Annotated in this window: 12 protein-coding genes; 6 read left to right on the top strand and 6 right to left on the bottom strand. The window is 73.8% G+C overall.

Annotation, left to right across the window (positions count from 1 at the left end; genetic code table 11):
* Nucleotides 1-36: 36 nt before the first annotated feature.
* From ABD323_RS13390 to ABD323_RS13380, 3 genes are all read right to left on the bottom strand, one after another.
* Nucleotides 37-972, bottom strand: a complete 936-nt coding sequence (locus ABD323_RS13390) for a Gfo/Idh/MocA family protein (protein ID WP_344441677.1) — start codon at nt 970-972, stop codon at nt 37-39.
* Nucleotides 973-980: 8 nt separating this feature from the next.
* The gene (locus tag ABD323_RS13385; RefSeq protein WP_344441676.1) at nt 981-1,655 is read right to left on the bottom strand and encodes an O-methyltransferase; all 675 of its coding nucleotides are present in this window, start codon (nt 1,653-1,655) and stop codon (nt 981-983) included.
* A 121-nt stretch (nt 1,656-1,776) separates the two neighbouring features.
* Nucleotides 1,777-2,436, bottom strand: coding sequence for a DedA family protein (locus tag ABD323_RS13380; RefSeq protein WP_344441675.1), 660 nt, complete (start codon nt 2,434-2,436; stop codon nt 1,777-1,779).
* Between the two features lie 274 nt (nt 2,437-2,710).
* Here ABD323_RS13380 and ABD323_RS13375 point away from each other — a divergent pair, with 274 nt between their 5' ends.
* Nucleotides 2,711-4,354, top strand: a complete 1,644-nt coding sequence (locus ABD323_RS13375; RefSeq protein ID WP_344441674.1) for a peptide ABC transporter substrate-binding protein — start codon at nt 2,711-2,713, stop codon at nt 4,352-4,354.
* Here the strand turns inward: ABD323_RS13375 and ABD323_RS13370 are convergent.
* The gene (locus ABD323_RS13370; RefSeq protein ID WP_344441672.1) at nt 4,341-4,919 is read right to left on the bottom strand and encodes a TetR/AcrR family transcriptional regulator; all 579 of its coding nucleotides are present in this window, start codon (nt 4,917-4,919) and stop codon (nt 4,341-4,343) included. The genes ABD323_RS13375 and ABD323_RS13370 overlap by 14 nt on opposite strands.
* A 166-nt stretch (nt 4,920-5,085) precedes the next feature.
* Here ABD323_RS13370 and ABD323_RS13365 point away from each other — a divergent pair, with 166 nt between their 5' ends.
* Complete coding sequence (locus ABD323_RS13365) at nt 5,086-5,847, top strand: SDR family NAD(P)-dependent oxidoreductase (protein WP_344441670.1); 762 nt, start codon at nt 5,086-5,088, stop codon at nt 5,845-5,847.
* 135 nt (nt 5,848-5,982) lie between these two features.
* Entirely contained in the window at nt 5,983-6,924 is a 942-nt protein-coding gene (gene bla, locus ABD323_RS13360) for a class A beta-lactamase (RefSeq protein WP_344441669.1), read from the top strand.
* A gap of 35 nt (nt 6,925-6,959) precedes the next feature.
* On the opposite strand, the gene ABD323_RS13355 is transcribed toward bla, so the two are convergent.
* Both ABD323_RS13355 and ABD323_RS13350 read right to left on the bottom strand, forming a co-directional pair.
* Entirely contained in the window at nt 6,960-8,075 is a 1,116-nt protein-coding gene (locus tag ABD323_RS13355; protein ID WP_344441668.1) for a MerR family transcriptional regulator, read from the bottom strand.
* A gap of 143 nt (nt 8,076-8,218) precedes the next feature.
* The gene (locus ABD323_RS13350; RefSeq protein WP_344441666.1) at nt 8,219-8,878 is read right to left on the bottom strand and encodes a hypothetical protein; all 660 of its coding nucleotides are present in this window, start codon (nt 8,876-8,878) and stop codon (nt 8,219-8,221) included.
* Nucleotides 8,879-9,047: 169 nt separating this feature from the next.
* Between ABD323_RS13350 and ABD323_RS13345 the strand changes: the two genes are divergently transcribed.
* The 3 genes from ABD323_RS13345 to ABD323_RS13335 are packed head-to-tail and all read left to right on the top strand — an operon-like array spanning nt 9,048 to nt 11,058.
* On the top strand, nt 9,048-9,704 hold the full coding sequence (locus ABD323_RS13345) for an ArsR/SmtB family transcription factor (protein WP_344441665.1): 657 nt from the start codon (nt 9,048-9,050) through the stop codon (nt 9,702-9,704).
* Between the two features lie 2 nt (nt 9,705-9,706).
* Nucleotides 9,707-10,444 carry an SRPBCC family protein gene (locus tag ABD323_RS13340; protein WP_344441664.1) on the top strand — a complete coding sequence of 246 codons (738 nt, stop codon included), beginning with the start codon at nt 9,707-9,709 and terminating at the stop codon, nt 10,442-10,444.
* A gap of 41 nt (nt 10,445-10,485) precedes the next feature.
* Nucleotides 10,486-11,058: a dihydrofolate reductase family protein gene (locus ABD323_RS13335; protein ID WP_344441662.1), complete on the top strand. Its 573-nt coding sequence runs from the start codon at nt 10,486-10,488 to the stop codon at nt 11,056-11,058.
* The last annotated feature ends 11 nt before the right edge of the window (nt 11,059-11,069 follow it).

The following is an 11,069-nucleotide window of genomic DNA, read 5'->3' as shown; positions in this document are numbered from 1 at the left end:
GGCGCCGCCGGCCGGCCCGAGCGGGCGGGCGCCCCTTCAGCCCACCGGGTGGTCGGCCACCGGCACGCCGCAGCCCGGCTCCAGCGCGTGCTCGGCGGCGGCGTCCAGCCGCACCACGCGCAGCCCGAAGGCCGCGTCGCAGGGGTCCGCGACCGGATCCGCCCCGCCCGCCGCGGCCGCGGCCGCGGCCGCCAGCAGCTCGTCCAGCGCCCGGTGGAAGGCGGCGCCCGGTCCCGCCGTCGGGCTGGGGATCGCGGTCACGCCCTGCTCGCCGCGCAGCTCGACCGCCATCTCGGCGGCCTTCGGCGGCGCCGTCATGCTCAGGTGCGCCGTGCTGGACGCGCCGCCGGCGTGCCGCAGCACCAGGTGCACGGTGTCACCGGCGCCGCGTGCGGCCGTGATCCGCTCGACCGGGCCCAGGACCGGCAGCAGGACCGAGAGCGCGTGCGGGCCCACGTCCCACAGCGGCCCGCGCTCGCGCCGCCACGGCGAGGCCGCGTACGGGCTGTCGCCGGAGCTGAAGACGGCGGAGAGCCAGCGGGCGTCGGCGGTGAACCAGCCGCCGGCCGCGGCCTGCTCGCGCACCCAGCGCGCCTGGCCCTCGTCGAACCGCAGGGTGAAGAAGACCCGGCTGGCCACCCGGGCCCGCTCGACCGCCGCCACGACCGCCTGCGCCGCCTCGACGTCCATCGCGACCGGCTTGTCCAGCAGCAGGTGGCAGCCGGCCCCGGCCGCCCGCACCGCGAGCGCGGGCTGCACGTCGGGCGGCAGCGCGACGGAGACCGCGTCCACCGCGCCGAGCAACTGATCGAGGTCCCGGTGGGCCGGCACGCCGTGCGCGGCAGCCAGCTCCTGGGCCGCCTGTGCCCGCCGGCCCCAGACCCCGGCGAACTCCACGCCGGGGTGCGCCGCCAGGGCCGGGGCGTGCACCCGCTGCGCCCAGGGACCGGTTCCGAGCAGTCCGACGCGCACGGCGGACCTCAGCCCGTCACGCGGATCAGCGTGAAGCCGTCGTAGCCCTTGGCCCCGACGGTCTGCACCGCGGTCGCCTCCATCCGCGGCTCGGCCGCGATCAGCTCGTGCATCCGGCGCACCCCGAGGACCGAGGGGTCGGTGCTCTGCGCGTCGGCGACCTGGCCACCGCGCACCACGTTGTCCACGATGATCAGCGAGCCGGGGCGGGTCAGCTTCAGCGCCCAGGCCACGTACTCCGGGTTGCTCGGCTTGTCGGCGTCGATGAAGACCAGGTCGAACGGCTCCGCGCCGTCGTCCACCAGCTCGGCCAGGCTGTCGGCGGCCCGTCCGGTGCGGACCTCGGCGACCTTCTCCAGACCCGCCTCGTGCAGGTTGGCGCGGGCCACGGCCGCGTGCGCCGGCGAGATCTCCAGCGAGATCAGCCGGCCGTCGGCGGGCAGCGCGCGGGCCAGCCAGATGGCGCTGTAGCCGCCCAGCGAGCCGACCTCCAGGATCCGCCGGGCGCCGACGGTGAGCGCGAGCAGGTGCAGCAGCTTGCCCTGCGTGGCGGTGACGGCGATCTCGGGCAGCCCCTGGCGGGCGCTGACCTCCAGGGCCGCGGTGAGCGCGGCGTCCTGGCCGACCAGGGCGGCGTCCAGGTACTCGTCCACCGCGGTCCACTGCTGCTCGTGCTGGGCCATCAGAATCCTCCGCTGTCTCGCCGGTCGTCGCCTCGACGATCTTACGGCGCGATGACGGCCCGTCAGCGCCCGGCGCCCACGGTCGGGGTCCGCCGTCGGGGTCCGCCGCCGGGGTCCGCCGCTACGGAGTCGGCTGCTCGGCCTTCGCCTGCGCCGCCGGGTCCGGCGTTCCCGGGTCGGCCAGGGCGCGGGCGGCACGGCGCTTGACGACCAGCCCCATGCCCGCTCCCGCGACGACCGCCAGCACCAGTGCCGCCCAGGAGAAGCCCTGCAGGTACTGCTCCACGGCCTTGCCGATGTAGTAGACGGCGAGGGTCGTACCGCCGGCCCAGACCACGCCGCCCAGCACGTTGGCGATCAGGAACCTCCAGTACGGCATCTTCAGCGCCCCGGCCAGCGGCCCGGCGAAGATCCGCAGCAGGGCGATGAAACGACCGAAGAAGACCGCCCACATCCCCCACTTCTGGAAGGCCCGCTCGGCCGTGCCCAGGTGTTCGGGGCCGAAGTGGCGCGGGAACCTGCGGCCGAGCCTCTCGAAGAGCGGCTTGCCGAACCGGCGACCGATCGAGTAGCCGATCGAGTCGCCGATGATGGCACCCGCCACCGCGCAGAGCGCGACCACGACCGGGTCGACCGTGCCCTTCGAGGCCATGATGCCGGCCGTGACCAGCACGATCTCGCCCGGCAGCGGGATCCCCAGGCTCTCCACGCCGATGATCAGACCGACCAGCAGGTACGTCACGCCGGGCGGGACGCCCTGGATCCACTCGTCGATGTGCAAGGCGGGTTTCCTCCGGGGCGCGGGCTGGTCACAGGGCGGTCATGGGCCGCCAGGGCAGCCTAGCCTGCCACCCGTACGGCAGAACGCTTTACCCACCCTTTAGGTTCCCGCCGGCCCCACGCGATCCCTGTCACCCCCCGGCCGGCCCCGCCTGCCGCCGTCCGGGCGGGGTCCGGCCCCGCCCGCCCCCGTCCGGCGGTACGCCGCGTGTACTGCCGCGGTCCCGGACCCCGATGCGCTGTGATGAGCGGCACGACCCCGAGGAGGGACCTTCATGCCTGCAGCCACCCGCGCGCACCGGGCCGTCATCGCCGCGACGTCCGTGGCCCTGCTGGCCACCGGGTGCAGCAGCAGTGGCAGCCCTGGCTCCGGCGCCAGCTCCGGGGCCCAGGCCGGCGGCATCGTCAAGGCCTGGTGGGGCGACCCGCAGAACACCCTCGAGCCGGCGAACACCAACGAGGTCAACGGCGGCGCCGTGCTCAACATGATCTTCACCGGTCTGATCACCTACGACCCGAAGACCAGCGCGGCCGTCAACGCGATGGCGGAGTCCATCACCTCCCAGGACCAGCAGAACTGGACGGTGAAGCTCAAGCCCGGCTGGACGTTCAGCGACGGCACCGCCGTCACCGCACAGTCCTACGTCGACGCCTGGAACTACGGTGCCCTGATCACCGACAAGCAGGTCAACGCCAGCTTCTTCCAGTACGTCCAGGGCTTCGCCGACGTGGCGCCGGCGACCGGCTCACCCACCGCGCAGACCATGTCCGGCCTCAAGGTCGTCGACGACACGACGTTCACCGTCGCGCTCAGCCAGAAGTTCTCGCTCTGGCCGCAGACCCTGGGGTACGCGGCGTACTACCCGCTGCCGAAGTCGTTCTTCTCGAACCACGCCGCCTACCTCGACAAGCCGATCGGCAACGGCCCCTACCTGATCGACTCCTGGACCCGCAGCCAGAGCATGCAGCTGCGGCCCAGCCCCAGCTACGCCGGCACCAGGAAGCCGAAGAACGGCGGGATCGACCTCAAGGTCTACACCGACACCAACGCCGCCTACGCCGACCTGCAGGCCGGCAACCTGGACGTCGACAACGGCATCCCCAACGCCGCGCTGAAGACCGTCCAGAGCGACCTCGACGGGCGCTTCCTGAACGAGCCGGCCGGCATCATCCAGACCATCACCTTCCCGCTCTACCAGCCGCAGTGGAACACCGCCGGCGCCAAGCTGGTCCGCCAGGGCCTCTCGATGGCGATCGACCGGCCCACCATCACCAAGGTCGTCTTCACCAACACCCGCACCCCCGCCACCGACTTCACCTCCCCCGTGCTCGGCTCGGCCGGCGGCTTCAAGGCCGGCCTGTGCGGCGCCGCCTGCACCTACGACCCGGCCAAGGCCAAGCAGCTCATCGAGCAGGGCGGCGGCATCCCCGGCGGGAAGCTGACCATCGGCTACAACGCGGACGGCCCGAACAAGGAGTGGGTCGACGCGGTCTGCAACAGCATCAACAACACCCTGGGCGACACCGGCGCCTGCGTGGGCCAACCGGTCGGCACCTTCGCCGAGTTCCGCAACCAGGTGACCAGCCAGCAGATGACCGGCCCGTTCCAGGGCGCCTGGCAGATGGACTACCCGCTGATCCAGGACTTCCTGCAGCCGCTGTACACCACCGGGGCCTCCTCCAACGACTCGCACTACAGCAACCCGCAGTTCGACGCGATGGTGAGCCAGGCCAACGCCCAGCCGCAGCCCGCCCAGTCGATCACCGACTTCCAGAGCGCGGAGCAGCTGCTCGCCGCCGACCTGCCGGCCGTCCCCCTCTGGTACCAGAACGGCACCGCGGGCTGGTCCTCCCGCACCTCCGGCGTCGCGCTGGACCCCTTCAGCGTCCCGATCTACACCGACATCACCGTCCGGTAGTCAGGCTCAGGCCGTCCAGGGTGAGGTCGAGGAGGCGCTCGGCCTGGGCGCGCTGGTCCGGCCTGCCGGCGGCGAGGGCGATGCCGGTGAGGCCGGCGAACAGGTCCGTGGCGCCGATGTCGGAGCGGATGCTGCCGGCTTCGACGCCGGCGGCCAGCAGGGTGGTCAGGGCGGCCAGCATCAGCTCGTGGCTCTGGGCGTAGGGGTTCACGCCGGAGGCGACCAGGGCACGCAGGGCGTCGGCCATGCCGAGCTTGGCGGTCGCGTAGTCGATGAAGCGGCCCATCCAGGCGCGCAGGGCCGCCCGCGGGGGCAGCGTGGCCAGCAGGTCGGGGGCGGCGTCGCACAGCCGGCTGAGCTCGTTGCGGTAGGCGGCCTCGATGAGGGCCTCCCGGGTGGGGAAGTTGCGGTAGAGCGTGCCGGAGCCGACGCCGGCCTCCTTGGCGATCCGCTCCAGGTGCGCGTCCAGCCCCTCCTCGGCGAAGACCCGCACCGCGGCGGAGAGGATCTTCTCCCGGTTGCGCTGCGCGTCGGCTCGCAGCGGGCGCCCGGTCTCGCTGGTCATCGCTGGTCTCCTGTCGTCCCGGCTCGTGTCGTCCCGGCTCGTGTCGTCCCGGCTTGCTAACCGGCGGCGCCTCCGGTTACCGTTTGCAGAAATGGAGGCGCCTCCACTTTCACTCTAGCCTGCCCGCCCGATCCTGCCGGACGGGCCCTACACACCGGAGCAGCAGATGAGCCTCCCACTCGAAGGAAAGATCGCCGTCGTCACGGGCGGCGCGTCCGGGGTCGGCCTGGGCATCGCCCAGGAGTTCGTCGACAGCGGCGCCCACGTGGTCATCACCGACCTGCGCCGGGAAGCGCTGGACGCGGCGGTCGCGACGATCGGGCCGAACTGCTCGGGGATCGTGGCCGACGTCACCCGGCTCGCGGACATGCAGGCCGCCTACCGGCAGGTGCAGGAGCGCCACGGGCGGCTCGACGCGGTCGTGGCGAACGCCGGGATCGGCGCGCACGCCCCGCTCGGCGCGATCACCGAGGAGGAGTTCGACCGGACCTTCGACGTCAACGCCAAGGGCGTCCTGTTCACCGTCCAGCCCGCGCTCGCGCTGCTGCCGCCCGGTGGCACGGTCGTGATCATCGGCTCCACCGCCTCCATCCGGCCACCGCGCGGGATGAGCCTGTACGGCGGCTCGAAGGCCGCGGTCCGCGCGTTCGTCCGGGGCTGGATCCAGGACGTCAAGGGGTCCGGCATTCGCATGAACGTCCTGAGCCCCGGCGCGGTCGACACCGCCTCCCTGCGCAGCGCGCTGGCGATGGCCCAGGGCGCCGACCACGTGGACGCCGCCGTCCGGACCATGGGAGAGGGCAACCCGACCGGGCGGATCGCCGATGCGCGCGAGATGGGCCGGGCCGCGGTCTTCCTCTCCAGCGACGCCTCCGGCTTCATCACCGGCGTCGAACTCTTCGCGGACGGCGGCATGGCCCAGGTCTGAGCCGCCCCACCCCGCGCGGGCCCCGGCGGTGGCGCGCCGCCCGGCACCCGGGGCCGGCCGTGGGCGAACCGATCGGGCCCACGGGGCGTCCTGACACTCGGGGACGATCACCGTCGAGTAGTGGAGGATGCGATCGTGGAGACCTTCGGAGCACGTCGGAGCCGCCGAGCGGTCCTGGCCCTGGGTGCCGGTGCGGCCCTGGCCGCGGCGCTGTCCACGGGCGGGCCGGCCGAAGCGGCGGACGGCCCACCCGTGGACGGCGCGGCACCGGGCGGGGAGGCGAGTGCCCGGGCGTTGGCCGACCTGGAGCGGGAGCACGGCGCCCGGCTGGGGGTGTTCGCACGGAACATGGTGACGGGCCGGCGGGTGGCCTACCGCGCCGACGAGCTCTTCCCGATCTGCTCCGTGCACAAGACGATCACCGTGGCCGCCGTCCTGCGGGACCTCGACCGGGACGGCGAGTTCCTCGCCCGGCGCATCCGCTACACCCAACAGGACGTCACCGCCGCGGGCTACGCCCCCGTCACCGGGACGCCCGAGCACCTCGCCGGCGGCATGACCGTCGCCGAGCTGTGCGCCGCCGCCATCGACCGGAGCGACAACGCCGCCGACAACCTGTTGCTCCGTGAGCTCGGCGGTCCCGCGGCGATCACCCGCTTCTGCCGGTCCATCGGCGACCGCGTGACGCGGCTCGACCGGTGGGAGCCCGCACTGAACTCCGCCGAACCGGGGCGGCTGACGGACACCACCAGCCCGGCCGCGATCGGCCGCAGCCACGCGAAGCTGGTCCTCGGGGACGCGCTCGCCCCGCGGGACCGGCGGCAGTTGACCGCCTGGCTGCTCGCCAACACCACCAGCGCCGCCCGCTTCCGCGCCGGACTTCCGAGCGACTGGACCCTGGCCGACAAGACCGGCACCGGCGACTACGGCACCACCAACGACGTCGGCATCGCCTGGACCCCGGATCGGACGCCGGTCCTGCTGGCCGTCCTGTCCACCCGCCCGGACGCCGGCGCGCCGGCGGACGAACCGCTGGTCGCCCGGGCCGCCACGCTGCTGGCGGCGGCCCTGGTCTGACCCCTCGGGACCGCCGGCGCGGGGGCCCGGCCGGGTCAGGCCACCAGGAGGCGCAGGCCGAGCTCCGCCGCGTCGAGGGCGAGGAGTTCGCGGTTGCGTTCGGCCCACCGGCCGCTGGACAGGTCCGCGCGGAGCCTGTCCACCGCCCGCTGTTCGGCCTGCGGCCCGACCCGGATCCAGACCGACATCGCGCGGCGCACCTCCTCCTCCAGGTACGCCTCGGGCCGGCGCCAGTAGGCCTCGAAGAAGCCGTCGGCGCAGTCCCACGGGATGAGCACCGGCTCCAGGCGGCCCCCGACCGCGTCGGCCAGCCGCTCCACCGGGGGCCGGCCGGTGACCAGGCCGGCGACCTCGGGCAGGTAGTCGCGGCTGAGCCAGAACCGGTGGAGCCAGCCGGTGGCGCTGGCGTCGTGCGTGAACACCACCACCCGCCGGGCCACCCGCCGCATCTCGCGCAGCCCGGCGATCGGGTCGTGCCAGTGGTGCACGGTGCTGAAGGCCATCGCGGCGTCGAAGGACTGGTCCGCGAACGGCAGCCGCTCGGCACGGGCGGCCACGCACGGCGCCGCGCCCGCCGGACGCTGGGCCCGCATCACCGCGGACGGTTCCACCGCCGTGACCTCGCGGTCCGGAGGCTCGTAGTTCCCGGTGCCGGCCCCGACGTTCAGTACCGTCCGGGCGTCCCCGAGCGCCTCCCAGACCCGTGCGGCGATCCGCGGCTCGGTGCGCCGCGTCGCCGGGTAGGCGGACCCGATGGTCTCGTACAACTGCGCTCCGAACACCTTCAGTTGGTCCTCGGGCGAAGTCCTGATCCCCATGGCCCGTGCCTCCAGTTCGTTGTCAATGGCCGTCACCATGGCGCCGGCGCGGTCTCGTTGGTCCAGCAGCAGGCCGCGCAACCGGTGCAGGTGCGCGACCGCGTCGGTGGCCGGGTCGTCCACCAGGGCCGCGATCTCGCGCAGTCCGAAGCCCAGCCGCCGGTAGGCGAGCACCTCCCGCAGCCGCTCCACGTCACCGGCCGCGTAGGCCCGGTACCCGGAGGCGGTCCGCTCGGAGGGCCGCACGAGGCCGATCTCGTCGTAGTGGTGCAGCGTGCGGACGCTCACCCCGGCCAGCTCGGCCACGCGTCCCACGGTCAGGTGCTCTCCCATGCCCCCGACGATGCGGCATCACGCCACGTGAGGGTCAAGCGCCCCACCGCCTGGCCCCGCTGCCCGCGGCCGCCCGCGCACAGCTCGCCGACAGCCTCACCGCCCTGCTTCCGGGGGACTGACGGGAGCGGGGCCGCGGCACGTCAGACCGGTACGACCAGACCGTGGCCCCGGAGGTCGAGCAGCAGGCGCCGCAGGCAGCGGCCGACCTCGGGCCCGTCGAAGCGCAGCATGTCGGCCAGGGGGCCGCCGCGCACGATGAGCGTCCACCCGGGCGTGCGCCGCCCTCCGTCGGCCTTGAGGAAGACGCTCATCCCCTGCTCGACCAGCCAGTCCAGGACGAGCATGCCGATCCCCTCGGTGCTCTGCTCGTCCTCGGGCACCGGCGCCCCGGCGACCCCGCCCACGGGCAGGCCCGCCTCCGCCAGCAGCGGGAGCGCGAGACGTACGCACTCCCCCGCGGTGGCCGCTCCGGTGACGACACCCGGCCGCAGAGCCGTCGCGGCACTGGACCCCGAGGCGGCGCGGAACTCCCAGGTGGACCCGCTCACGGGCGACGTCCGGTCGGCGGCGAAGAGGGCGGCGACCACGCCGTGCTCGGCCAGTACCCGCATGAGGACCAGGATTCCGTCCCGGTCGACGTCCAGGTCGAGGCGCCGGGCGGGCCCCTGGTCGAGGCCTTGGTCGAGGTCCAGGTCGCAGCCCGGCGCAGGGCCCCGGTCAGTGCCCGGGTCACCGTCGGCGCTCGCCGGGCCGCCGGCCGCCTCGCCCCCGCCCCACCCCGATCCGCGCCGACCGTGCATCGCTCCCCCTCGTGTCCCGCGTCGGCCTCCAGGCCCCGCCCCGGCAGAGAGCCTACGTCCGCCCTGGCCGCAGGTGATCACGGGCGGAGCCCGGCGTGCGGCGCCCGGCGGCCCCACCGACAGATTCTCCTGTCTTGACAAATATTTTTGTCGGTCGCACCCTGGAGTGGTGCTGGACATCGCCGTGATCGAAGAACCCGCCGCGGCCGAGGCCTCCCTGGACCCGATCCGGTCCGGGATCCTCGCCGCCCTGGCCGAGCCCGGCTCGGCCACCATGCTGGCCGGACGCCTGGGACTGCCCCGGCAGAAGGTCAACTACCACCTGAAGGAGCTGGAGCGGCACGGGCTGGTGGAGCTCACCGAGGAGCGGCGCAGGGGCAACGTCACCGAGCGGATCTACCGCGCGAGCGCCGCCTCCTACGTGATCTCCCCGAGCGTGCTCGCCGCGGTGAGCCCGGACCCGTCCCGCTCCCCCGACCAGCTCTCCGCCCGCTGGCTGCTGGCCTTGGGGGCGCGGCTGGTGCAGGAGGTCGGCCAGTTGCTGACGGGCTCCGCGCGGGCCGGGCGGCGGGTCGCCACCTTCGGCATCGACGCCGAGGTGCGGTTCGCCTCCGCGGCCGACCGGGCGGCGTTCGCCGGGGAGCTGGCCCAGAGCGTGGCCGCCCTGGTCAGCCGCTACCACGACGAGGCCGCCCCGGGGGCCCGCCGCCACCGGCTGGTCGTCGGCCTGCACCAGATACCCGCCACGCCCGCCCCTGGAACAGGGACCGCGAGCGTCCCCGGGGGGACACTGGCCACGGGGTCCGCGGCCGGACAGGAGAACTGACGATGACTCACCCCTTCGAGATCGAGCTGGAGACGACCCTGCCGGCGAGCCCGGACGAGGTCTGGGAGGCGATCGCCACCGGACCGGGGATCGACTCCTGGTTCATGGGCCGCAACCAGGTCGAGGCGCGCGAGGGCGGGATCGCCGTCATGGAGACCGGCGGCCACCGGGCGGAGGCGGTGATCACCGCCTACGAACCCGGCAGGCGCCTCGCGACCCGCACGGCCCCCGCCGAGGACGGCCGGTTCATGGCCTTCGAGTACCTGATCGAGGGCCGCGACGGTGGCAGCACCGTCCTGCGCGTCGTCCACAGCGGCCTGCTCGGCGACGACTGGCAGGACGAGTACGACGCGCTGCGCCGCGGCTGGCCCTTCCACCTCCACACGCTCCGCGAGTACCTGACGCACTTCCGCGGACGCACCGCCGTCCCGGTCTTCGCCGCGGCGCCGAGCGGCAGCCTCCCGGCGCCGGACGTCCGGGCGGCCCTGACCCGCGGCCTGTCCCTGCCCACCCCACCGACCCCGGGCGCACCGGCGCACGCGAAGCCGGCGGGCCTGCCGCCGCTGGACGGCGAGGTGGTCTGGGCGGACGACGAGCGGTTCGAGCTCCGCACCGTCGACGGCATCTTCACCTTCCACCACGGCCGCGGCCTGGTCCTGGCCTTCCACCACCTCTTCGGAGCGGACACCGCCGGAGCCGAGGACGCCTGGCAGCGGTGGCTCACCGGGATCCTGAACTGACCACCTCCCCCGCACCAACCCGAGACAGCAAGGAACCTTCGATGCGTACGCTCATCAGCACCGCCTTCATCTCCCTCGACGGCGTCATGGAGGCGCCGGGCGGCGAGAGTGGCTACCGGAACTCCGGATGGACCTTCAAGGAGGTCGAGTTCCTCCCCGAGGCCTTCGAGATCAAGGGACGCGAGCAGCAGGAGTCCACCGCCGTCCTCCTGGGCCGGGTCAGCTACCAGGCCTTCAGCCCCGTCTGGCCGGACATGGCGGAGTTCGCCCACTACAACACGCTGCCGAAGTACGTCGTCTCCACCACCCTCACCGACGACCAGCTGGTCTCGAACTGGGGCGAGACGCGGATCCTGCGCTCGCTGGAGGAGGTCGCCGCGCTCAAGGAGACCGAGGGCGGCCCGATCATCGTCCACGGCAGCGCCTGCCTGAACCAGGCCCTGTCCGACGCGGGCCTGATCGACCGCTACCACCTGCTGGTCTTCCCGCTGCTGCTCGGCGCCGGAAAGCGCCTGTTCAGCGCCACGGACAAGGACACCCAGAAGCTGGCGCTCGTCGAGCACGAGGTCTACCCCAACGGCCTGCAGAAGCAGGTCTTCGACGTCCTCCACTGACCGGGGCCCAC

This window comes from Kitasatospora nipponensis (assembly GCF_039528135.1).
GTDB classification, from domain to species: Bacteria; Actinomycetota; Actinomycetes; order Streptomycetales; family Streptomycetaceae; genus Kitasatospora; species Kitasatospora nipponensis.
Note: the sequence above shows the minus strand (reverse complement) of the source record. Positions and strands in the feature narration are given on the sequence as shown.